Below are 24754 nucleotides of genomic sequence, written 5' to 3'. Positions count from 1 at the left end.
GCGATCAGGCCGGCCACCACGGTCGCAGCGGCAGACCACCGTCGGATCCGCGGCTGTCCAGCTTGACCGCCAGAACCTGGTGCAGCTGAACCACGTTGGACTCGAAGCCAAGGCGTGATCCGGCCATGTACATGCCCCACACCTTGGCGGTGGCCAGTCCGACCTCGTCGACGGCCTCGTCCCAGTGCTGGACCAGGTTGGCGCACCAGTCGCGCAGGGTCAGCGCGTAGTGCCGGCGCAGGTTTTCCTCGTGCAGCACCTCCAGCCCGGCGTTCTGCGCTTCGGTGATGATCCGGCCGGACCCGGTGAGTTCCCCGTCGGGGAACACGTAGCGGTCGATGAATCCGCTGACGGTGGCCGGCAGCTGGTTGCCCGGGCGGGTGATGCAGTGATTGAGCAGTAGGCCGCCGTCGCGCAGTCGGTCGCGCAGGAAGGCGAAATACGACGGATAGTTGGCCACCCCGATGTGCTCGGTCAGCCCGATCGAGGACACCGCGTCGAAGCCGCGCTCGCGCACGTCCCGGTAATCACCGTGCCGCACCTCGGCGAACTCCCCGAGACCTTCGTCTTCGATGGCTCGCTGCGCCCAGCTGGCCTGTTCGGTCGACAGTGTCACGCCGATCGCGTGGACGCCGCGCCGGGCGGCGTACCGCACCATGCCGCCCCAGCCGCAGCCGACGTCGAGCAGCCGGTCCCCGGGCTGCAGCCGAAGCTTGTCGAACACCAGCCGGTACTTGTTGTCCTGGGCCTCCTCCAGGGTGGCCTCCGGGCGGGAGTAGCAGGCGCAGGTGTAGGTCATCGACGGGCCGAGCACCCACTCGTAGAAGGTGTTCGACACGTCGTAGTGGTGGTGGATGGCCTCGGCATCACGAGTTCTGCTGTGCCGCAGGCCCTCGGCGATCCGGCGCCACCTGGGCAGCGCTTCCTGGGGCGGCGGGGCGATGGGCAGCAGATGTTCGAAACCGATGGACCGCACGATGTTCGCCAGTACCAGCGCCGGCGGGCGCTTGAATGCCATCTTGTCGGCCAAAGCCTTGAGCAGCTCGTACGGATCGCCCGGGTGTACCCCGAACACGTCGAGGTCGCCGGCGATGTAGGCCCGGGCCAATCCCAGATCGCCGGGGGCGGTGGCCAGATAGGTGGTGCCCCGCGGGGTCAGCAGGTCGAGTCCCAGAGTGGCGTCCTCGGGCCCGGCCGAACTGCCGTCGTATGCCTGGAATCTCAGCGGCAGCTGCCCGGCGGCGAACGTCTCCAGCACCTCCGCCAGGGTCAGCCTGGTGCCGCGATCTTCAGAAATTGTCATTGCTGTTGCACCGCCTTCGTATACAGGTCGAGTAGCCGAGAATCCGGGTCATAAACCTTCTTCACCGCTCGATAGGCAGCGCCGCCATAGAGTTGGTCGAATTCTTCTGCGGGGTAGAACGATTCCGAATACAACGATTTGTGTCCGTCGAGTTCGCCGACCTTCTGTTCGATGGCTCGGTTGGTGTGGCCCGTCCCGGCGGCAGCCGGAACCGATGACCAGAACCCGACGTTGACGTAGCCGCGGTGCGGCTGCATCGGATAGAGCGGCCACCGGGTATTGCCGCGTAACCGCAACGGGCACAACCAGATCGGATCGATCGGGATGTTTTCCAGGAACCAGTCGAGAAACTGGGTGACGTGTTCGATCGGTATTTCGACGTCCTGCACCACCCGCTCCCGCAGGGGGTGCTCAGGTGCACGGAAGCTGCGCCGCTCGATCCGATCCGCGATGTGCAGGCGGCGGTCCAGCCCGACCAGCTTCCAATAGACGCTGCTGCGTCGGTACCTGCGGGGCCACAGCCGCCGGATCATCGGCTGCTGCGCGCCGAAAGCCTGTGAGCACCAGAACCAGTCGGTGTCCCAACGCCAGAAGTAGTCGTGGATGGTGAGCCGGTCGTGCAGGTCGCCGTCCGGGTGCTGTATCGATCGGTAGAAGATGCGTTGTCCGGTGTAGTCGCTCACCGGCCCCGGAGTCGCGGTCTTCCATCCGAGGCACAGGTAGCTCTCGTCGGAGCCGAAGACCACAGCGTCTACGTAGTCCACGGGCAGACCCTGGTAGCCGCCGGTGTCGATGATCCGGTCCATAGCTTCGACCAGGTCGGCCACCCGGTGAAAGCGCACGTGTTGCACTTCTACGAACGGCAGCACGGGTTCCAGATCGATCCGCAGGCGCACCGAATAGCCCAGGGTGCCATACGAATTCGGAAAGGCGCTGAACAGATCGGCGTGCTGGTCGGGGGAGGCCGTGACCAACTCGCCGGCTCCGGTGAGGATGTCCATCTCGCGTACCGACTCATGCGGCAGGCCGTTGCGGAACGACGCCGATTCGATGCCCAGCCCCGTGACCGCGCCGCCGACGGTGATGGTCTTCAGTTGTGGAACCACCAATGGCGCCAGACCGAACGGCAGGGTCGCCGATACCAAGGTCTCGTAGGTGCACATGCCCTGCACGTCGGCGGTGCGGGAGTGCGGATCGACAGCGAGCACGCCGTCGAGCCCGGAGACGTCCAGCCCCTTGGTCCGGTGGTTGGTCCGCGACCGGAAGAGATTCGACGTCGGCTTGGCCAGCCGCACTGTGGTCCCCGGTGGAGTGCGGCGATAACTTTCCAGCAGCCGACGCACCGCCCCCACGTGGGCGGCCTGCGCATCGGTCGTGACAGCAGTCACACCTATACGCTAGGTGCAAGCCGCGGTTCTCGCGACCGCGCCGAATCGGGCGAGACCTACGCGCAAGCCCGTTATGAATGCCACGTGAACAGGAGTTTTGCCTGATGGGACAGGTCAGTGCGTCGAGCACGGTTTTGATCAACGCCGAGCCTGAGAAGGTGCTGGCAGCAGTTGCCGATTACCAGGGCGTGCGGCCGAAGATCCTCTCGGCCAACTACAGCGGTTACCAGGTGCTCGAAGGCGGCCAGGGCGCCGGCACTGTGGCGACCTGGAAGCTGCAGGCCACCAAGAAGCGCAGCCGCGACGTGAAGGCAACAGTCGACGTGGCCGGACACAGCGTCATCGAGAAGGATGCCAACTCCTCGATGGTGACCACCTGGACCGTCGCGCCGGCCGGCCCCGGTTCCTCCGTGACGGTCAAGACCGCGTGGCAGGGCGCCGGTGGCGTTGGCGGCTTCTTCGAGAAGACCTTCGCGCCGCTGGGCCTGCGCAAGATTCAGGACGAGGTGTTGGCGAACCTGAAGAAGACAATCGAAGGCTGAGCTCGACACGCAGCCGGGTCGGCCTGCCCGATGGGTGGGCCGACTAGGCTGGCGCAATCAATCGACTTAAGGGGATCGACATGCAGCCCGGTGGCCAGCCAGATGTGTCCGCGCTGCTCGCTCAGGCGCAGCAGATGCAGCAGCAGTTGATGGAGGCCCAGGCGGCGCTGGCAGCGGCCGAGGTGGTCGGCCAGGCCGGTGGCGGCCTGGTCAAGGTCACCATGACCGGCAACGGCGGGGTGACCGCGGTGACGATCGATCCGCAGGTCGTCGACCCGTCGGATGTCGAGACGCTGCAGGACCTGATCGTCGGTGCGCTCGTCGACGCGTCCTTGAAGGTCGGCGTGATGGCGCAGCAACAGTTGGGCCCGCTGGCCGGCGGTCTGCCGGGGTTCTGATGTGTTTGAAGGACCCGTTCAGGATCTGATCGACGAGCTCGGCAAGTTGCCGGGCATCGGTCCAAAAAGCGCGCAACGCATAGCTTTTCATCTTCTTTCCGTGGAGCCGCCGGATATCGACCGGCTCACCGCAGTGCTGAACCGGGTGCGCGACGGGGTCAAGTTCTGTGTGGTGTGCGGCAACGTGTCTGACGAGGACCGCTGTCGAATCTGCAGTGATTCCCGCCGTGACGGCACGCTGGTGTGTGTCGTGGAGGAACCCAAAGATGTGCAGGCCGTGGAGCGCACCCGGGAGTTCCGCGGGCGCTATCACGTGCTCGGCGGAGCGCTGGACCCGTTGTCCGGCGTCGGCCCGGAGCAGCTGCGAATTCGCGAGTTGCTCAACAGGATTGGCGAGCGGGTCGACGGTGTCGATATCGCCGAGGTGATCATCGCGACCGACCCGAACACCGAGGGCGAGGCCACGGCCACCTATTTGGTGCGGATGCTGCGCGATATCCCGGGGCTGACCGTGACGCGCATTGCTTCGGGACTTCCGATGGGCGGCGATCTGGAATTCGCCGACGAATTGACTCTGGGCCGGGCGCTGGCCGGGCGCCGCGCCATGGTCTGAATTAGTTTGACCTCGGTATTTGTCGGCTGAGGTTGCTGGCGTGTGCTCCGCAGAATGCAATTTCTGCGGTTTGGAATATCGGTGGTCCGCCATCGGACCGGCTGCTGGGCGACGATCCGGCGGGGGCCGTCGCGCCGTCGGCCGTCCGCTGTTCGGCGGGCGGCAGCTTTCTATCTGACAGAGCAAAGCTCTTGCGCCGGTTGGCCGCTCGCCTGGCCGACCGTCACCTTGCCAACTTGGCGAAGCCGTATTGCTTAGCTGACGTGTTGACAGTGTGGGCAAATAGACGGGTGTGAAGGCTGTGACATGTGAACAAAGCGGCGCGGAGCAAGATTTGTTGCATTAGTGCTGGTAGCTGGGCTGGCCACCGCAATTGGCCCTGAAGCTATGGATTAGGTGTGTGAATGCCGCCACTTTTGCCCGATTGTGCGCCAGGAGTGGCGACGATTTATGGTTGGCGGCGTTGATTGTTGACAGCTTGCGGTAACGGTGTCAGATTAATTTCGCCTAAGCCCACTTACGGTCAGTCCGAACGTTCGAGCCGAGAAAGTTATTGTCGCCCTTGTTAATTTTGGATTTGCTAGATCTTAGCATCGGGAACTCTCTCGGTGTCGGCGGTCTTTTGGTGCGGTCAGAAGGTTGTCGCCATCGCGGCCAGGGTTCGCCAAGGTTTCGGGTCAAGTCAGCCGGGTAGCATCCGGCCAGCAGGCGGGCCGGGATTGAAAAGCGTCAATTTTTTCTTGGAGGGCAACGTGACTACAAATCCTTTCGATGACGACAGCGCAAATTTTTTGGTGCTGGTCAACGAGGAGGAACAGCACAGTCTGTGGCCGACTTTTGCCGCGGTTCCAGACGGGTGGCAGGTGGTCTTCGGTGAAGCGGACCGGGCCGCATGCCTTGACTACATCGACCGCGAGTGGGCTGACATTAGGCCGAAGAGCCTGCGTGACAGGTTGGCCGAGGGACAGCGCGGCTGATCGCTTCGTCCGGCAACTTGAGGGTGGGGATGAAACTCGGCGATCCGGCATTACCGGTCACGCGTGCGCAGCTGGACATCTGGCTGGCGCAGGAGACTGGCCACTCCGCGGCGGAGTGGCAGCTCGGGATCTTTGTAAAAATTGACGGTGCAGTAGATTTCGATATCTTCCAATGGGCGATCCGCCATGTCGTAGCGGAAGCCGAGCCGGTCCGTGCCACCTTTTTCGAGTCCGCCGGTCAGGTACACCAACGGCTGCTCGATGCCTCGGACGTCGATGTCACTGTTGTCGATCTCAGCGACTCGGACCAACCGCAGGCGACGGTCCGTGAGATGGCCGCGTCGATTCAGCGCACTCCGATGCCACTGGACGGTCGGCTGCTGCGGTTCACGTTGTTCCGCGCCCGCCGCGAAGAGTCCTATCTGTTCGTCTGCTGCCACCACATTGTCGCCGACGGAATCGGCCTGGCCTTGGTGTGTCAGCGAATTGCGTCGGTTTATTCGGAATTTGTTTCCGGCGCTGCGATCCAACCGTCTTATTTCGGTTCATTGCAGGATCTGCTCGAGTGCGAATCTGCCTATGAATTATCCGAGTCATATGCCGAAGACGAGGCGTATTGGACGGCAAATCTGCCGACCGGGACCGACCCGGACTATCTTCGGCCCGAAGACGCCGAAGACGACATCTCGTCTGACCCGATCCAACTCGACCCGGCGATCCTGGCGCGGGTCGAGCAGTTGTGCCAGGCCTGGGACGTCCGTCGATCCACGGTGCTCATCGCGGCCTGTGCGCTGATCGTCCGTGGCTGGTCTGCCGCGGGCCATGAGGTCGTGCTCGACCTGCCGGTCACCCGGCGCGTGCTGCCGGTGTCGAAGACCCTTCCGGCAATGATCGCCGGGGTCGTCCCGCTGGTGCTGCAGGTTTCGCCGGAATCCACCGTCGCCGATTTCTGCGGCCACGTCCACAGACGCACCCGAGAAGCGGTGCGGCATCAGCGTTTTCCGGTGCAGGCCCTGGAGCGCAAGGTCCGGGGGTCGGTGGCCGACCGGGTGGTGGTCGATTTCCTCCCGTCCGGATTCACCGTGCCGCTGGGCAGCGCCACGGCGGCGGCGCAAATGACCTCCGGCCTCGGCCGCGGCTCCGGTCTGGCGTTCTCCGGCACCGGTGACGAGCTGTCTGTCAGCACGTTCGGTCCCCGACGACCCGATGTGGTCGATCTGGCGGATCAGTTGCATCGGGTGCTGGCGGTGATGACTGCCGATCCAGATCGGCGGCTGTCGTCGTTGGATCTGCTCGGCCCGCCGCAGCAGGACCAGTTGGCGAAGCTGGGCAACTGGTCGGCGCTGACCTCAGAGGGCGCGGAGCAGGTCTCGATCCCGGGGATGTTCGCGCAGCAGGCCGCAAGCACCCCGGACGCGGTGGCGATCAGCGGTGACGGCCGGTCGCTGACCTACCGAGAACTCGACGAGGCCTCCGACCGGTTCGCGCAGCTGCTGGTCGGTCGCGGTGTCGGCCCGGGCCAGCGGGTGGCGATGCTGCTGCCGCGGTCCGCCGAGGCCATCGTGACGATCCTCGCGGTGCTCAAGACCGGGGCGGCCTATCTGCCCATCGACCCGGCGCTGCCACCGGCCCGGATCGACTTCATGCTCACCGACGCCGACCCGTTCGCCGCCGTCACGACCGCCGACCTGACCGGACTGCTCGACGGATTCGGCGGGCTGATCGTCGATGTCGATGACCCTGCGGTCGCTGCGCCTGGCAGCGCGCCGACGGCACCGAGCCCCGACGACATCGCCTATGTCATCTACACCTCGGGCACCACAGGTACGCCCAAGGGCGTGGCCATCTCGCACCAGAACCTGACCCAGCTGATCGCGGCACAGGACGCCGGCTTGCCGTCCGAACAGGCATGGTCGCACTGGCATTCCTACGCCTTCGACTTCTCGGTGTGGGAGATCTTCTCGGCACTGTTGCGCGGTGGCCGGTTGGTGGTGGTGCCTGAGTCGGTGGCGAGCGAGCCCACCGAGTTCCATGATCTGCTGGTCGCCGAAGAAGTCACGGTGATCACCCAAACCCCTTCTGCTATCGGGGTGTTGGATAGCCATGGACTGGAATCGACCGCGTTGGTGATGGGCGGCGAGGCCTGCCCGGCCGAGGTGGTCGACCGCTGGGCGCCGGCCAGGGTCATGGTCAACGCGTACGGCCCGACCGAGACCACCATCTATGTGGCCATCAGCAAGCCGCTGGCGGCCGGTGGGGGTGCGGCACCGATCGGGTCACCGGCGGGTGGCTCGGCACTGTTCGTGCTCGACGCCTGGCTACAGCCGGTGGCGCCGGGAGCGGTCGGTGAGTTGTATGTGGCCGGTGCCGGATTAGGTGTGGGTTACCTGCACCGCACCGCGCTGACCGCAGCGCGATTCGTGGCCTGCCCGTTCGGGGCACCCGGGCAACGGATGTACCGCACCGGCGACCTGGTGTACTGGGGCGCCGACGGCCAGCTGCGCTACGTCGGGCGCGCCGATGAACAGGTCAAGATCCGCGGCTATCGCATCGAATTGGGCGAAGTCCAAACGGCTTTGGCCGGACTCGACGGAGTGGCGCAGGCGGCGGTGATCGCCCGCGAGGACCGTCCCGGTGACAAACGACTGGTCGGCTACGTCACCGGCACCGTCGACCCGGTCCAGGCGCGCGCGGCGCTGGCGGAACGGTTGCCGGGCTACCTGGTTCCGGCCGCGGTGGTGGTGCTGCCCGAGCTGCCGCTGACGACCAGCGGCAAACTCGACACCCGCGCACTGCCCGCGCCCGAGTACTCCGCGGGCGTGTACCGCGCCCCGGGCAACCCGGTCGAGGAGATCCTGGCCGGGATCTGCGCCGACGTGCTCGGGCTGGAGCGGATCGGCATCGACGAGTCGTTCTTCGAACTCGGTGGTGACAGCATTCTGGCGATGCAGTTCGCGGCCCGCGCACGTGCCGCCGGCCTGACCTGTCGGCCACGCGATGTGTTCGTCGAGCAGACGGTGGCGCGCTTGGCGTCGGTGGTGGGAACTGCCGACGTCACCGGCGTGGTCGATGAGGGCATCGGCCCGGTGGTGGCCACTCCGATCATGCGCTGGTTGCGCGATGTGAGCGGACCGATCGATCAGTTCAATCAGACCCTGGTGATTCAGGCCCCCGCCGGGGCCACCGAGGCCGATGCGGCAATCTTGTTGCAGGCCTTACTGGATCGGCATCCGATGCTGCGGCTGCGTGCTTGCGCCGACACCGCCGGTCAGTGGTCGCTGCAGGTGCCAGAAGCGTCGATCGATGCCCGCGACTGCCTTCAGATCCTCGACCAGCTGACCGAAGGGGCAGTGGCGGCGGCGCGTTCTCAGCTGGACCCGGCAGCCGGGATGATGCTCAGAGCGCTGTGGGCCACGGCCGACAACAGCCTGGTGTTGATCATTCATCACCTCGCCGTCGATGGCGTCTCCTGGCGAATCCTGTTGGAAGACCTCAATATTGCCTGGGGTCAGCTTGTAGCGGGCCAGGAGGTGGAGCTGGCGGCGACCGGCACCTCGTTCCAACGGTGGGCCTCGCTGTTGACCGAGTACGCCCAGCGCCCAGACGTGCTTCAGCTGATGCCGGCGTGGCAGCAGGTGGCGGCAGTACCGTCCGTGTTGCCCGCGGTACAGCCCGAGGCGGATACCTACGTCACCGCGGGACGGCGGTCGGTCACGCTGGATGCCGAGCACACCCGGGCCTTGCTCGGAGAGGTTCCGGCGGCGTTTCACGCTGGCGTACAAGACATTCTGTTGATCGGCTTCGCGCTGGCGGTTGCCGAATTCCTGGGGACGGGTGCGGCACCGATCGGCATCGACGTCGAGGGACACGGGCGGCACGAAGAGTTGGCCGACCTCGACCTGTCGCGCACGGTGGGCTGGTTCACCAGTAAGTATCCCGTGGCCCTGACCCTCGGTGAGCTGTCCTGGGATCAGGTGGTCACCGGCGACGCGGCACTGGGTGCGGTGATCAAGAAGGCCAAAGAGCAGCTTCGCGGGTTGCCCGACGGTCTCACCTACGGCTTGTTGCGTTACTTGAATCCCGAGGCCGAGCTGTCCGGCGCCGACCCGGGCATCGGATTCAACTACCTTGGGCGCCTGGGCTTCCCGGTAATCGAGGGTATCGAGAAGCTGTGGCGGATCGGGCCCCATGGCCTGTCGCCAGGTGGCGCCGCCGCGCCCCTGCCGCTGCTGCACACGGTGGAACTGAACGCCGGAACAGTCGACACCGAGGCCGGACCGCAACTGCAGGCCGACTGGACCTGGGCGACCTCGGCGTTCAACCACAAGCAACTGGGCCGGCTGAGCCGGTTGTGGTTTGAGGCGTTGGTAGGTATCTGCGAACACGTTCGAGACGGCGGCGGAGGTTTGACGCCGTCCGACATCGCGCCGGCTCGCCTGAGTCAACAACAGATCGACGAGTTGCAGCGGCAGTATCGGATTGCCGACATCCTGCCGCTGACACCGTTGCAGCAAGGACTGCTGTTCCACACCAGCGCCGCGCACGAGGGCGGTGATGTCGACGAAACCTATTCGGTACAGCTCGATTTCACCCTGACCGGTGCACTCGATCCGGACCGGTTGCGCGAAGCCGTACAGACGGTGGTGGCCCGGCATCCGCACCTGGCCGCGCAGTTCTGCCGACAGTTCGACGAGCCGGTGCAGATCATCCAGGCCGAGCCGGCAATAGCCTGGCGGTTCATCGATTTCGGCTCCAGCGGCGAGCTCGGCGATGACGAGATCCAGCAGCTCTGCGCCGCCGAACGCGCCGCCGTATGCGACCTCGACGGACAACCGGCCTTCCGTGCCATCCTGATTCGGCTAGCCGAGGATCGGCATCGGTTTGTCCTGACCAATCATCACATCGTGCTCGACGGTTGGTCGTTGCCGATCCTGTTGCGCGAGTTCTTCACCAGCTACGCCGGTCAGCGACTGCCGGCAGCAGCCTCATATCGGAGATTCATCACCTGGCTGGCGGATCGGGACCTCGACGCGGCACGCGAGGCTTGGGGTGAGGTGCTCTCCGGCTTCGACACGCCCACCTTGGTCGGCCCACCAGGGCGACTACAGGATCGCCTGGGCCGTCGGGGCTTCGGCTCGTTCCGGGTATCGAAACAGACCACCGACGCGCTCGGAGAGCTGGCGCGTTCGTGCCACACCACCGTCAGCACTGTGCTGCAGGGTGCCTGGGCAGTGCTGCTGGCCTCGTTGACCGGCAAGCAGGATGTGGCCTTCGGTACGGCCCGGTCCCGGATGGGCCAACTCGACGTGGCCGACACGGATGCGATGGTCGGACTGCTGATCAACACCGTGCCTGTGCGTGCCGACATCGCCTCGGCCACTACCGTTACCGGGCTGCTGGAGCAGCTGCAGGCCGCGCACAACGACACGCTCGAGCATCAACACCTGGCGCTGGCTGAGATTCATCGCATCGCGGGCCACGAACAGCTCTTCGACACGCTCTTCGTGTATGAGAACTACCCGATAGAGGCGGGCATGTCGGTGGGCGTCGACGACTTGGCGATCGCTGAGTTCGCCAACCGCGAGTTCAACCACTACCCGCTGACCGTGGAGGCGTTCCCGGGCAGCGAACTCGGCCTGCACGTCGAATACGACACCGATATCTTCACCGAGGCCGGCATCGAGGCACTCGTCGGCCGATTGAATCGACTGCTGGCGGCCATGACCGCCGATCCGACGCAGCGGCCGGCATCGATCAATCTGCTCGGGGCGGATGAGCAGGCCCAGCTGCAGCAGTGGTCCGGTGCTGGATTACGTGCGCCGATCGGGCTCGGCCCGCAGCTGTTGGCCGTGGCCGTGGCAGCCGCCCCCGATGCCCTGGCGGTCATCGACGACGAGCGCAGCCTGACCTACCGCGAGCTCGACGAGGCATCGAATCGCCTGGCTCGCAAGCTGATCGAAGCCGGAGTCGGCCCGGAGAGAGCCGTTGGTGTGGCCACCGACCGGTGCGCCGAAATGGTGCTGGCGTGGTGGGCGGTGCTCAAGGCCGGCGGCGTGTACGTGCCGATGGATCGGACGCATCCCGTGGAACGCATTGCCACGGTGCTGGATTCGGTGTCCGCGACGTGTGTGCTGACCTGTGGTACCGAGTCGGTGGCCGGAGCCGGGACGCGTCCGGTGTTGCGCCTCGATGGACTGGACCTGTCCGGTCACAGCGCCGAACCGATCACCGACCGTGGCCTGGGGACGCAGAACACCGCCTACGTCATCTTCACCTCAGGATCGACCGGCGAGCCGAAGGGCGTGGCGGTCGGTCACGCCGGCCTGCTGGGAGCCGCTGCGGCGCAACGCAACATGTATGGCCTCGGGCCGGCCGACCGGGTACTGCTGGTGGCCGCGCCGACCTTCGACGCATCACTGTTCGAGATCCTGATGGCCACGGGTTCAGCGGCCGCGCTCGTGGTGGCGCCCCGGGATGTGTACGCCGGCGAGTCGCTGACGGCGTTGATGCAACGACACCGGGTCAGTGCCGCACTGCTCACCCCGACCGTGGCGGCATCGTTGGATCGCGCCAAGCTGGACGACCTGGCCACACTGATCACCGGCGGCGAGGCCTGCCCGGATGAACTGGTCCATGCCTGGGCGCCCGGGCGCCGCATGTTCAATGCCTATGGCCCCAGCGAGGCCACGATCTGGGCCAGCGGCACCCCGTTGCTACCCTCGGCACCGGTCAATATCGGCACCCCGCTCCCGGGCGTGCGGACGTTGGTGCTGGATGCACAACTGAACCCGGCGCCCGCAGGCGTGGTGGGCGAGCTGTATCTGGCCGGCCCTGCGCTGGCACATGGCTATGTGGGCCGCGCGACCCTGACCGCCGAACGGTTCATCGCCAATCCCCATGGTGCACAAGGCGAACGTATGTACCGCACCGGCGATCTGGCGCGGTGGAGCCCGGATGGCACGCTGGACTACCTGGGACGCGTCGACACCCAGATCAAGCTGCGCGGACAACGCATCGAACTCGGCGAGATCGAGAGTGCCCTGCTGGCTTGCCCCCAGGTCAGTCAGGCCGCAGCCACCGTGCACTACGGCACCACCGGCGCGCAATTGGTCGGCTACATCACCTTCGAGCACGCCACCGACGGCAACCGCGACACCGAGCACGACGCGGAGATCGTCGGTGAGTGGCAGGACATCTACGACGAGTTGTACAGCGCGGAAGGTGAAGCGCCCGAGTTCGGTTCGGATTTCCGTGGCTGGAACAGCAGCTACACCGGCGAGCCCATTCCGCTGGAGGAGATGCGGCAGTGGCGCGCGGCCACGGTGGATCGGATCATGGCACTGCGGCCGCAGCGGGTGTTGGAGATCGGCGCGGGCTCCGGGCTGATCCTGTCCCAGGTCGCGCCGCACTGCGAAAGCTATGTCGCCACCGACGTTTCTGCGGCAGCGGTGGACAAGCTGGCAGATTCTTTGCAGCAGTTGCAGATTCCGTGGCGTGACCGGGTCGAATTGCTGGCCCGTCCGGCGCACATCACCGGCGGGCTGACGCGGGGACACTTCGACACCATCATCGTGAACTCCGTCGTCCAGTACTTCCCCAACGCGGCGTACTTGACCGAAGTCATCGACAACGCGGTGGCGCTCCTGGCGCCCGGTGGCGCCCTGTTCATCGGTGACGTTCGTAATCACAGTCTGCAGAACGCATTCCAGACCGCGATCGTGCTCGGTCGCACCGATACCGCTGCGACCGACGCTGCGGTGATCCGCCAGCGGGTCGAACATGCTGTCCTGGGTGAGGCCGAATTGCTTTTGGCTCCAGACTTTTTCACCACCTGGGCGGCCCGTCGAGCGGGTGCGTTCGGACTCGACGTCCGAGTCAAGCGAGGCTCTGCCGACAACGAGCTGAGCCGGTACCGCTACGACGTCATCATCCACAAGTCACCCGCGGCGATGCGCTCGGCTGCCGACCTGCCCACCTGGGCATGGTCGGGCATGGCGGGGCTGCAAGCCCGGTTGGCCGACGAGCGCCCGGATGGCTTGCGCGTCAGTGGCATTCCGCGCGCCGGTGTGATGACCGACGTTCGACTTGAGCAGGCACTGGCCGGCTCGGAAGGCCCCGAGGCCGCCGAGATCACCGACACCACAACAGAACAACTGCACGATATCGGCGAAGCCGCCGGCTACCGGGTGGCCGTGACGTGGGGCGGGGTACCGGGCACGGTCGACGCCGTGTTCGTCACACCTGATGACGCCGTGCTGACCGACCTCTACCTGCCCGGCCCGCAGGGCGGTGTGCACGCGAACGAACCGCACAGCAGCACCAAGATCGGTGCTGTACGCCAGCGGCTGACCGCCTGGTTGCCCGACTACATGGTCCCGCCGCACATCGTGGTGCTCGACGCGATGCCGCTGACGTCGTCGGGCAAGCTGGACCGCAAGGCGCTGCCCGCGCCCGAGTACTCCGATGCCGATGGCTACCGGGCGCCGGCCGGCGTGGTCGAAGAGATCCTGGCCGACATCTACGCCCAGGTGCTGGGCGTGCAACGGGTTGGCGTGGACGACTCGTTCTTCGACCTCGGTGGCGATTCGCTGTCTGCGATGCGTCTGATCGCCTCTGTCAATTCCAGTCTGGACGTTGACCTTTCGGTGCGCACGATATTCGAGGCGCCCACGGTCGCGTTGTTGGCGCCGCTGGTCGGCGGCGACGCGAGCCGGCTGGCCCCGTTGCGGGCCGGGGAGCGCCCAGCGGTGGTTCCGCTGTCTTTTGCCCAGAACCGGCTGTGGTTCTTCGACCAATTGCAGGGGCCCTCGGCCATCTACAACCTGGCGGTGGCGCTGCGGCTGCGTGGCCGGCTGAATGCGGACGCGCTGGCCGCGGCGCTCGGCGATGTGGTGGCCCGGCATGAGAGCCTACGCACCCGATTCGATGCGCCTGAGGGCACGCCGCGGCAGGTGGTCATCCCGGCCGAGCAGGCCGACATCGGTTGGAACACGGTGGATGCCGGCGGCTGGCCGGCAGGCCGGCTGGACGAGGCGATCAGTGCTGCGGCCCGCTACACATTCGACCTGGCTGCCCAGATCCCCTTCCACGCCGAGCTTTTCCGGGTGACCGACGACAATCACGTGCTGGTGGTCGTGGTGCACCACATCGCCGCCGACGGCTCGTCGATCACTCCGCTGGTGCGCGATCTCGGCCTGGCCTATGCCAGCCGGTATGTAGGGCAGGCCCCCGGTTGGGCGCCGCTGCCGGTGCAGTATGTGGACTACACGCTGTGGCAGCGCACGCAATTCGGCGAGCTCGAGGACCGCAGCGGCCCGATCGCCGCGCAGCTGGATTACTGGCAGGAGGCGTTGGCCGGTCTGCCCGAGCGGCTCGACCTGCCCACCGATCGTCCTTACCCGGCGGTGGCCGACCACCGCGGCGCCCGGGTGAGCGCGACGTGGCCGGTGGAACTGCAGCAGCAGGTGCGCCGCGTGGCACGCGAGCACAACGCCACCAGCTTCATGGTGATCCAGGCTGCGTTCGCGGCGCTGCTGTCGAAGGTCACTGGCACTTCCGATGTGGCGGTTGGGTTCCCGATCGCCGGCCGGCGTGACGCCGTGCTGGACGACCTGGTCGGCTTCTTCGTCAACACCCTGGTGCTGCGGGTCGACGTGACCGGCGATCCGAGTTTCGCCGACCTGCTGGCCCAGGTGCGCCGGCGCAGCCTGGCCGCCTACGAGCATCAGGACGTGCCGTTCGAGATGTTGGTCGAACGATTGAACCCGACCCGCAGCCTGACCCATCACCCGGTGGTCCAGGTGTTGTTGGGCTGGCAGAATTTCACCTGGCAGGCCGGCGACGCCGCTGGGTTGGCGCTGGGCGATCTACAGGTGACGCCGTTGCCGGTGGACACCCAGACCGCTCGCATGGATCTGGCGTTCTCGCTGGGCGAGCGCTGGGCCAACGATGGTGAGCCCGCCGGGCTCGACGTGACGGTCGAGTTCCGCACCGATGTTTTCGATGTCGGCGGCGTCGACGCACTGATCGGACGGCTGCGGCGAATGCTGTTGGCGCTCACCGCTGATCCGACGCGGCGCATGTCGTCGGTGAGCCTGCTCGACGAAGCCGAACAGGCTCGGCTGGAGCGCTGGGGCAACCGTGCGGTGCTGAGCCAACCGGCAACGGAGACGACGGTGCCTGAGTTGTTCGCCGCGCAGGTGGCCGAGGCCCCCGAAGCGGTGGCGCTGGTCTGCGGGGACCGATCATGGACCTATCGGGAACTGGACGAGGCTTCGAACCGGTTGGCACACCTGCTAATCGACCGCGGCGCCGGTCCGGGACAGGTTGTGGCGCTGCTGTTCTCGCGCTCGGCCGAGGCGATCGTGGCGATCCTGGCAGTGCTGAAATCCGGTGCGGCCTACCTGCCGTTCGATCCGGCGCTGCCCGCATCGCGGATCGAATTCATGCTCGGCGATGCCACGCCTGTCGCGGCCGTCACCAGCGGTGCATTGGTGGATCGTTTCGACGGGTTCGGTATCGGGGTCGTCGAGGTCGATGACCCCGCAGTTGCCGGTCAGCCCAGTACCTCCCCACCGGGGCCGGTCCCGGACGACATGGCCCACATCATCTACACCTCCGGCACCACCGGTATGCCCAAAGGCGTTGCGGTCACGCAGCACAACGTCACCCAGTTGTTCAGCGGCCTTCAGATCGGTATCGATCTGACACCTGGACAGGTCTGGACGCAGTTCCACTCGTATGCCTTCGACTTCTCCGTGTGGGAGATCTGGGGCGCGCTGCTGCACGGCGGCCGCTTGGTGGTCGTGCCCGACGTAGTGGCCCGGTCGGCAACGGACTTCCACGACCTGCTGGTGCGTGAACGCGTCACCGTCTTGACTCAAACACCTTCCGCTGCAGCGGTATTGGATACCGACGGTTTGGACTCGGCGAATCTGGTCATCGGCGCCGAAGCCTGCCCGCCGGAGCTGGTGGATCGCTGGGCCTCCCGCGGACGCGGGGAGCAAGGTCCGGTGATGGTGAACGTCTACGGGCCGACCGAGACGACCATGTGGCTGTGCAAGAGCACACCGTTGACCGCGGGATCGGGGTCGCCGCCGATCGGGTCGCCGACGGCGGGTGCGGCGTTCTTCGTGCTGGACGAGTGGTTGCGTCCGGTGCCGGCCGGCGTGGTCGGGGAGTTGTACCTGGCGGGCCGTGGCGTCGGGATCGGCTACTGGCGCCGACCCGGGCTGAGCGCGTCACGATTCATGGCGTGCCCGTTCGGAGAGCCCGGCACGCGCATGTATCGCACCGGAGACCTCGTGGCCTGGCGCCCCGATGGCCAGCTCGACTACTTCGGGCGGGCCGACGAGCAGGTGAAGGTCCGCGGCTATCGCATCGAATTGGGCGACGTCCGTTCGGCTTTGGCAGCCTTGCCCGGAGTGGAACAGGCCGCGGTGATCGCTCGCGAGGACCGGCCGGGCGACAAACGGCTGGTGGGGTACATCACCGGCGCGGCCGACCCAGCCCAGGCCCGGGCCGCGCTGGCCAAGGCGCTGCCGGGCTACATGGTCCCGGCTGCGGTGATCGCTCTGCCGGCGCTGCCGGTGACGGTCAATGGCAAGCTCGACACTCGCGCCCTGCCCGCCCCGGACTACCAGGACGCCGCTCGATACCGGGCTCCGTCCAGCGCGGTTGAGCAGACACTGACCGCGATCTACGCGCAGTTGCTCGGCGTCGAGCGGGTGGGCGTCGACGATTCGTTCTTCGATCTGGGCGGCGACTCGCTGTCGACGATGCGGCTGATCGCAGCGATCAATGCTGCGCTGGATGTGGAACTGCCGGTGCGCACGGTGTTCGAAGCACCGACGGTGGCGCAGTTGGCCCCGCGGATCGAGGAGGGTGCTCAGCGGTCGGCGCCGCTGGTGGCAGTGGAGCGCCCAGCTGAGATCCCGCTGTCCTACGCGCAGAACCGGCTGTGGTTCGTCGACCAATTGCAGGGCCCGTCACCGGTTTACAACATGCCGGTGGCACTGCAATTGCACGGACGACTGGATGTCGAGGCGCTGGGCGCGGCGCTGGGCGACCTGGTGGCCCGGCACGAGAGCCTGCGCACCCGGTTCGTCGCGTCGAACGGTGTGGCCCGGCAGGTGGTCATCCCGGCGGCGCAAGCCGATTTCGGCTGGGAGTTGGTCGACGCCACCGGCTGGCCGGCCGACCGGCTGAGCGAGGCGGTGGCTGCGGTGACGCAGTACGCCTTCGACCTGGGCAGCGAAACCCCGATGCGGGCCAAGCTCTTCCGAATGTCCGACGATGAGCACGTCCTGGTCGCGGTCGTGCACCACATCGCCGCCGACGGCTGGTCGATCGCCCCGCTGGTCGGCGACCTGAGCGTGGCATACGCCGGCCGCTCCGGTGGTCAGGCCCCCGACTGGTCACCGCTGCCGGTGCAGTACGTGGACTACACGCTGTGGCAGCGCGCGCAACTGGGCGAACTGGACGACTGCGACAGCCGGGTCAGTGCGCAGCTGGCCTACTGGCGGAATGCGTTGGCAGGCATGCCCGAACGCGTCGAGCTACCGACCGATCGGCCTTACCCGCCGGTGGCCGATCAGCGCGGCGCGACGGTGACGGTGGACTGGTCGCCTGAGTTGCAGCAGCGGATCGCGCGGCTCGCCCGCGAGCACAATGCGACCAGTTTCATGGTGGTGCAGGCCGCACTGGCGGTCCTGCTGTCCCGGCTCAGCGCGAGTTCCGATGTGGCCGTTGGCTTCCTGATTGCCGGGCGGCGCGACCCCGCCCTTGACCAGCTGGTCGGCTTCTTCGTCAACACCCTGGTGCTGCGGGTGGATCTGGCCGGGGACCCCAGTGTCGCCGAACTGCTGTCACAGGTGCGCACCAACAGCCTGGCGGCCTACGAGCACCAGGATGTGCCGTTCGAAGTGTTGGTGGAGCGGCTGAACCCGACTCGCAGCCTGACCCACCATCCGCTGGTTCAGGTAGTGCTCGGTTGGCAGAATCTGCCCTGGCAGAACACCGGTTTGGTGTTGGGTGACCTGGACGTCACGCCGCTGTCGGTCGACACCACGACGGCGCGCATGGATCTGTCGGTTTCGTTGGCCGAACGCTGGGGTACCGACGGCGAGCCTGCCGGTATCGGTGGCAACGTGGAGTTCCGGACCGACGTGTTCGATGCGGCCAGCATTGCAGCGATGGTCGGGCGACTGGAACAAGTGCTGATCGCGCTCACCGCCGATCCGGACGGAGCGCTGTCGTCGATCGACGTGCTGGACGTCGCCGAGCACGCCCGACTCGACGAGGTCGGGAACCGGGCGGTACTGGCTTCCCCGGCGGCGGTACCGATATCGGTCCCGGAACTGTTCGCCACCCAGGTAGTGGCGGCACCGAACGCGGTCGCAGTCAGCGGTAGCGGCCGGTCGATGACCTACCGTGAGCTGGACGAGGCATCGAACCGCTTGGCACACTTGCTGATTGCGCGGGGCGCCCGACCGGGAGAACGCGTGGCGCTGATGTCGGGCCGGTCGGCCGACGCCATCGTCGCGATTCTGGCGGTGCTCAAGACCGGCGCGGCCTACGTGCCGATCGATCCATCGGTGCCGGCCGCCCGTATCGAGTTCGTACTGGCCGACGCCGCTCCGGTCGCGGCGATCAGTACCGCGGAATTCGCCGGCTTGTTGACGGGCTTCGGCGGGCCGACTATCGAATTGGGCTCTAGGCTCGAAATTGGTTCGGTCGCAACACTTCCGGTGGTGCGTCCGGACGACATCGCCTATCTGATCTACACCTCCGGCACCACCGGTGTGCCCAAGGGTGTTGCGGTGACCCACCACAACGTCACCCAGTTGTTGGGATCGCTGGATGCGGGTCTGCCGGCAGCCGGGGTGTGGAGCCACGCCCACTCGCTGGCGTTCGACGTGTCGGTGTGGGAGATCTTCGGGCCACTGCTGTCCGGCGGCCGGGTCGCGATCGTGCCCGACGCCCGCTCGGCACCGGAACTCCATGCGGTGCTGACTGCTGAAGGCGTCACGGTCCTGACCCAAACCCCCACGGCTGCAGCGACATTGGACACCATGGGCCTGGAGTCGACGGCGCTGGTGGTGGTCGGGGAGGCTTGCCCGCCCGAGGTGGTGGACCGCTGGGCGTCCCGCGGGACGATGGTCAACGCCTACGGGCCGACCGAGACCACGATGTGTGTGGCGATCAGCGCACCGCTGATCGCGGGTGAGGCCGGCGTGGTGCCGATCGGTTCGCCGGTGGCCGAGGCGGCGCTGTTCGTTCTCGACGAGCGGCTGCGGCCGGTGCCGGTGGGCGTGGTCGGTGAGCTCTATGTGGCCGGTGCCGGGGTGGCGTCCGGATATGTGGGCCGGCCCGGACTGAGTGCGTCCCGGTTCGTGGCGTGCCCATTCGGTGGTGCCGGACAACGGATGTACCGCACCGGCGACCTGGTGTGCTGGGGATCTGACGGCCAGTTGCGCTACCGGGGCCGCGCCGACGAACAGGTCAAGATCCGCGGCTACCGCATCGAACTCGGCGAAATACAAACGGCGTTGGCCGCCATCGAGGGCGTGCAACAGGCCGTGGTCGTGGCCCGTGAGGATCGTCCCGGTGACAAGCGCCTGGTCGGCTATGTCGTCGGGGCAGTCGACCCGGCGGTGGCGCGTTCGGTATTGGGCACCGACCTTCCGGCGTACATGGTGCCGGCCGCAATCGTGGTGGTTGACGCGATTCCCTTGACTGCCAACGGAAAACTGGATGTCCGGGCTCTGCCCGCACCCGAGTACTCCGCTGGTTCCCACCGGGCTCCGGTTGGTGCGGTCGAAGAGATCCTGGCCGGCATCTACGCCGACGTGTTGGGGCTCGAACGGGCCGGCACCGACGATTCGTTCTTCGATCTCGGCGGCGACAGCATTTCGGCCATGCGCCTGATCGCTGCCATCAACGCCGCCCTGGACACCGACCTGGCGGTCCGCGCCATCTTCGAAGCGCCCACGGTCGCGCAACTGGCCCCGCGGATCGGCGTCGGCGCGGGTCGGCTGGCACCGCTGGTGGCGGCTGCGCGCCCGGCAGTGATTCCGCTGTCGTTCGCACAGAACCGGTTGTGGTTCCTGGAACAGTTGCAGGGGCCGTCGGCCGTCTACAACTTGTCGACCGCGTTGCGGTTGGATGGCGCACTCGACGCCGATGCGCTCCGCGCGGCACTGGCCGATGTGGTGGCCCGGCACGAGAGCCTGCGCACCCTGTTTGTTGCACCGGACGGAGTGCCGCAGCAGTTGGTGATGCCCGCCGAGCGGGCCGAATTCGGCTGGGAGAGCATCGATGTCACCGATTGGCCCGCCGCCCGACAGCAGGTCGCGATCGATGCCGCGGCCCGTCATGCCTTCGATCTGACCACCGAAATCCCGCTGCGGGCAACACTTTTCCGGCTCGCTGAGGACGAACACGTACTGGTCGCCGCGGTGCATCACATAGCCGCCGACGGCTGGTCGATCACACCGTTGGCCCGGGATCTCGGCGTGGCGTATGCCGCGCGTTGCGCGGGGCAGGCCCCGTCGTGGACCGCGCTGCCGGTGCAGTACGTGGACTACACGCTCTGGCAGCGCGCACAATTCGGTGACCTGCACGATGGCGACAGTCCCATTGCCGCGCAGGTGACGTACTGGCAGGACGCCCTGGCCGGGCTGCCCGAGCGGGTGTCGCTGCCCACCGACCGGCCTTACCCCCTGGTGGCCGATCAGCGCGGCGCGACCGTCGCGGTGCAGTGGCCTGCAGAACTGCAGCGGCAGATCGATCGGGTGGCCAGGGAGCACCACGCCACCAACTTCATGGTCGTGCAAACTGCACTGCTCACTTTGCTGTCCATGATCAGCGCCAGTTCCGATGTGGCCGTGGGCTTCCCGATCGCCGGTCGGCGCGAAGCCGCCCTGGACGAATTGGTCGGATTCTTTGTCAACACCCTGGTGCTGCGCGTCGAGGTAGCGGGCGACCCCACCTTCAGCGAGCTGCTGGCCCAGGTTCAGCAGCGCAGTCTGGCCGCCTATGAGCACCAGGACGTGCCGTTCGAGGTGCTGGTTGAGCGCCTCAACCCGACCCGTAGCCTGACCCATCACCCGCTGGTGCAGGTCATGCTGGCTTGGCAGAATCTGCCCGGGCAGGGCGCGAGTCCTGCAGTGGCCCTGGGGGATCTACAGGTCACGCCCATGCCGGTGGATACCCAGACCGCCCGCATGGACCTGACGCTGTCCCTGGGTGAGCTGTGGGACGCCGGCGGTGCCCCGGCCAGTATCGGCGGAACCGTGGAATACCGCACTGACGTATACGACGCGGCCACCATCGAAGCACTGGTCGAGCGGTTGCAGCGCGTGCTGTCGGCGCTCACTGCAGATCCCACCCGGCCGCTGTCGGCAGTGGAGCTGCTTGATGAATCCGAGCGCATGCACCTCGACAATCTCGGCAACCGGGCGGTGCTGAGCGAGAATTTGGTTGCTGCACCGTCGATTGCGGAGTTGTTCGGCACTCAGGTCGAGCGGACGCCGGATGCGGTGGCGCTGGTCTGTGGGGAGCAGTCGCTCACCTACCGTGAGCTTGATGACGCGGCGAGCCGATTGGCTCAGCAGTTGGCCGGCTATGGTGCCGGACCGGGACATACCGTGGCGCTGCTGCTTTCGCGGTCGGCCGAGGCCATCATCGCGATCTTGGCGGTGCTGAAGACGGGGGCGGCCTACCTGCCGATCGACCCGGCGCTGCCGAGTGCGCGGGTCGGGTTCGTCCTGGACGACGCCACCCCGGTGGCGGTGATCACCACCGCCACTCTGATGGATCGGCTCGACGGCTACCACGGTGCCATCGTCGATGTCCTCGACCCGGTCATCGAAAGCGAATACGCCGCAACACTTCCCGCACCGCGGCCGGATGACGTTGCGTACCTGATCTACACCTCGGGTACCACCGGTGTGCCCAAAGGTGTCGCGGTCACCCATCAGAACGTGACCCAGTTGTTGATGGCGGACTCCGCCCTGCCGCACCACGGCGTTTGGTCGCAGTGGCATTCGCTGGCGTTCGACGTCTCGGTATGGGAGATCTTCGGGGCTCTGCTACATGGCGGACGCCTGGTGGTGGTGCCCGAATCGGCCGCCCGCGCCCCGGAAGACCTGCACGCCTTGCTGGTTCGCGAACAGGTCACCGTGCTGAGTCAGACCCCGTCGGCGGCGGGCGCGCTGTCGACCGCGGGCCTGGACGGCGTCACTCTGGTGGTGGCCGGCGAGGCCTGCCCGACCGAACTGGTCGACCGGTGGTCTTCTGCGTGCGCGATGATCAACGCCTACGGACCCACCGAGGCCACCGTCTACGCGGCGATCAGCCGACCACTGACCCCGGGTGGTGCGGTGCCGATCGGTTCGCCGGAGCCTGGAGCCGCGCTGTTCGTGCTGGACGGGTCGTTGCGGCCAGTGCCGGCCGGGGTGGTCGGCGAGCTGTACATCGCCGGTGCCGGAGTGGCGGTTGGGTATGTGCGCCGATCCGCCTTGACTGCAACACGTTTCGTGCCGTGCCCGTTCGGTGAGCCGGGTGCCCGAATGTACCGCACCGGTGACCTGGTGCGCTGGCGGGCCGATGGGCAGCTGGACTACCTGGGTCGAGTCGACGAGCAGGTCAAGATCCGTGGCTACCGCATCGAGCTCGGAGAGATCCGGACCGCGCTGGCCGGTGTCGACGGAGTAGAACAGGCCGCGGTCATCGCCCGCGAGGATCGTCCGGGCGACAGGCGGCTGGTCGGTTACCTCACCGGGACCGCGGATCCCGCCGCGGCGCGTGCCGCACTGGCGGAACGGCTGCCCGGGTACATGATTCCGGCTGCGGTGATCGTGGTGCCGGAGCTGCCGCTGACCGCCAACGGCAAGCTCGACACCCGGGCGCTGCCGGCCCCGGACTACCAGGACGTCGATCGGTATCGCGCGCCGTCCAACGCGGTCGAGGAAGTGCTGGCCGCCGTCTACGCCCAGGTGCTCGGCCTGGACCGGGTCGGCATCGACGATTCGTTCTTCGACCTTGGCGGCGACAGCATTTCGTCGATGCAGGTGGTGACCCGGGCGCGGGCCGCCGGGTTGATGTTCCGGACCCGTGACCTGTTCGTCGAGCAGACCGTGGCCCGGCTGGCCCGGGTGGCCGAGGTCGGCGACGGCGATCCCGAGGTGGTCGATGAGGGCATCGGACCGGTACTGGCCACCCCGATCATCCGCTGGCTCGGCGAGATCGATGGGCCGGTGGACCAGTTCAACCAGACCGTGGTGGTTCAGACCCCCGCGGGCGTCGGCCACGACGACGTGGTGTTGGTGCTGCAGGCGCTGCTGGACCGGCACGCCACCCTGCGGATGCGTGTCGACGGAGGCGGTCTGTCGGTGCCCGAGCCGGGCACGGTCGACGCCCGGACCTGCCTGCGCACCGTGGATGCATTGTCCGATGACACCGTGGTCCAGGCCCGCTCGCTGCTGAACCCTGCGGCTGGGGCCATGCTGAGCGCGCTCTGGGTGCCCTCGACCGGAGAGCTCGTGGTGCTGGTGCACCACCTGGCCGTCGACGCAGTGTCCTGGCGAATCCTGTTGGAAGACATGAACATCGCCTGGGCGCAACACCGCACCGGACAACCGATCGCCCTGCCGGTGGGCGGGACGTCGTTCCAGCGGTGGGCGGCCCTGCTCGACGAGTACGCCCGACACCCCGATGTCATCGAACACGTCGGCGCGTGGCGGCAGATCGCTGCCACCCCGGTCGCACTGCCCGCCGTACAGCCGGAGACGGACACCTTCGCCAACGCAGGGCAGCTCTCGGTGGAACTGGACGCCGAGACCACCGGCATGCTGATCGGGGCGGTGCCGGCGGCATTCCACACCGGGGTGCAGGACATCCTGCTGATTGCGTTCGCCCTTGCCGCAAACGAATTCCTCGAGCACGGCAGCTCGTCGATCGGTATCGACGTGGAGGGGCACGGGCGTCACGAAGAACTCGGCGGCCGAGGCGAGCGCAGCGACGGGAAAGGTGGTCGAGGCGAGCGGAGCGACGGGAAAGGTGGTCGAGGCGAGCGGAGCGACGGGAGTGGTACTGGCGTCGACCTGACCCGCACCGTCGGTTGGTTCACCACCAAGTCCCCGGTGGCGCTTGCCGTCGGCGGACTCCGCTGGGCGCAGGTGACCTCCGGTGACGTTCAGCTCGGCGCAGTGATCAAGGACGCCAAGGAGCAGTTGCGCGGGCACCCGGACCCATTGACCTACGGGCTGCTGCGGTACCTCAACGACGAGGCCGGTCTCGATGCCGCCGAACCTTCGATCGGCTTCAACTACCTTGGGCGCCAGGGCAATCCGGTCGAATTGGCCGATGAACTGTGGCGGGTCGGATCGCTGCCCGATGCGGCTGAATCGGTCCCGATGGCCATCCCGATGCCGCTGATGCACACGGTGGAGCTCAATGCCGCCACCGTGGAGGGCGCGGCGGGACCGCGACTGCACGCCAACTGGACTTGGGCGCCCTCGGCGCTCGACC

Annotated in this window: 7 protein-coding genes (1 of these 7 only partly in view); 5 read left to right on the top strand and 2 right to left on the bottom strand. The window is 66.9% G+C overall.

Annotation, left to right across the window (positions count from 1 at the left end; genetic code table 11):
• Nucleotides 1–4: 4 nt before the first annotated feature.
• Both ABIA30_RS12095 and ABIA30_RS12090 read right to left on the bottom strand, forming a co-directional pair.
• Complete coding sequence (locus ABIA30_RS12095) at nucleotides 5–1303, bottom strand: class I SAM-dependent methyltransferase (RefSeq protein WP_370065392.1); 1299 nt, start codon at nucleotides 1301–1303, stop codon at nucleotides 5–7.
• Complete coding sequence (locus ABIA30_RS12090) at nucleotides 1300–2691, bottom strand: FAD-binding oxidoreductase (RefSeq protein WP_370065390.1); 1392 nt, start codon at nucleotides 2689–2691, stop codon at nucleotides 1300–1302. Before ABIA30_RS12090 ends, ABIA30_RS12095 begins: the two co-directional genes overlap by 4 nt.
• A 104-nt stretch (nucleotides 2692–2795) precedes the next feature.
• Here ABIA30_RS12090 and ABIA30_RS12085 point away from each other — a divergent pair, with 104 nt between their 5' ends.
• From ABIA30_RS12085 to ABIA30_RS12065, 5 genes are all read left to right on the top strand, one after another.
• Entirely contained in the window at nucleotides 2796–3233 is a 438-nt protein-coding gene (locus ABIA30_RS12085) for an SRPBCC family protein (protein WP_370065388.1), read from the top strand.
• An 80-nt stretch (nucleotides 3234–3313) separates the two neighbouring features.
• A complete protein-coding gene (locus ABIA30_RS12080) occupies nucleotides 3314–3631 on the top strand; it encodes a YbaB/EbfC family nucleoid-associated protein (protein WP_370065386.1) in 318 nt (105 codons plus the stop codon).
• 1 nt (nucleotide 3632) lies between these two features.
• Nucleotides 3633–4244 carry a recombination mediator RecR gene (recR, locus tag ABIA30_RS12075; RefSeq protein WP_370065384.1) on the top strand — a complete coding sequence of 204 codons (612 nt, stop codon included), beginning with the start codon at nucleotides 3633–3635 and terminating at the stop codon, nucleotides 4242–4244.
• Nucleotides 4245–4996: 752 nt separating this feature from the next.
• Entirely contained in the window at nucleotides 4997–5221 is a 225-nt protein-coding gene (locus ABIA30_RS12070; protein ID WP_370065382.1) for an MbtH family protein, read from the top strand.
• 29 nt (nucleotides 5222–5250) lie between these two features.
• A protein-coding gene (locus ABIA30_RS12065; protein ID WP_370065380.1) for a non-ribosomal peptide synthase/polyketide synthase crosses the window boundary here: on the top strand, nucleotides 5251–24754 show its 5' portion. It continues 11483 nt past the right edge of the window; only the first 19504 of its 30987 coding nucleotides appear in the window; its start codon is at nucleotides 5251–5253; its stop codon lies beyond the right edge, outside the window.

The organism is Mycobacterium sp. MAA66 (genome assembly GCF_041261665.1).
In the GTDB taxonomy this organism is placed as follows: domain Bacteria; phylum Actinomycetota; class Actinomycetes; order Mycobacteriales; family Mycobacteriaceae; genus Mycobacterium.
This window is presented reverse-complemented; position numbering and strand designations above follow the sequence as displayed.

What these genes read in the sequence shown, in the direction of transcription:
- ABIA30_RS12095 (WP_370065392.1), bottom strand. Translation starts at nt 1,303, where the DNA reads ATGACAATTTCTGAAGATCGCGGCACCAGGCTGACCCTGGCGGAGGTG.
- ABIA30_RS12080 (WP_370065386.1), top strand. Translation starts at nt 3,314, where the DNA reads ATGCAGCCCGGTGGCCAGCCAGATGTGTCCGCGCTGCTCGCTCAGGCG.
- ABIA30_RS12085 (WP_370065388.1), top strand. Translation starts at nt 2,796, where the DNA reads ATGGGACAGGTCAGTGCGTCGAGCACGGTTTTGATCAACGCCGAGCCT.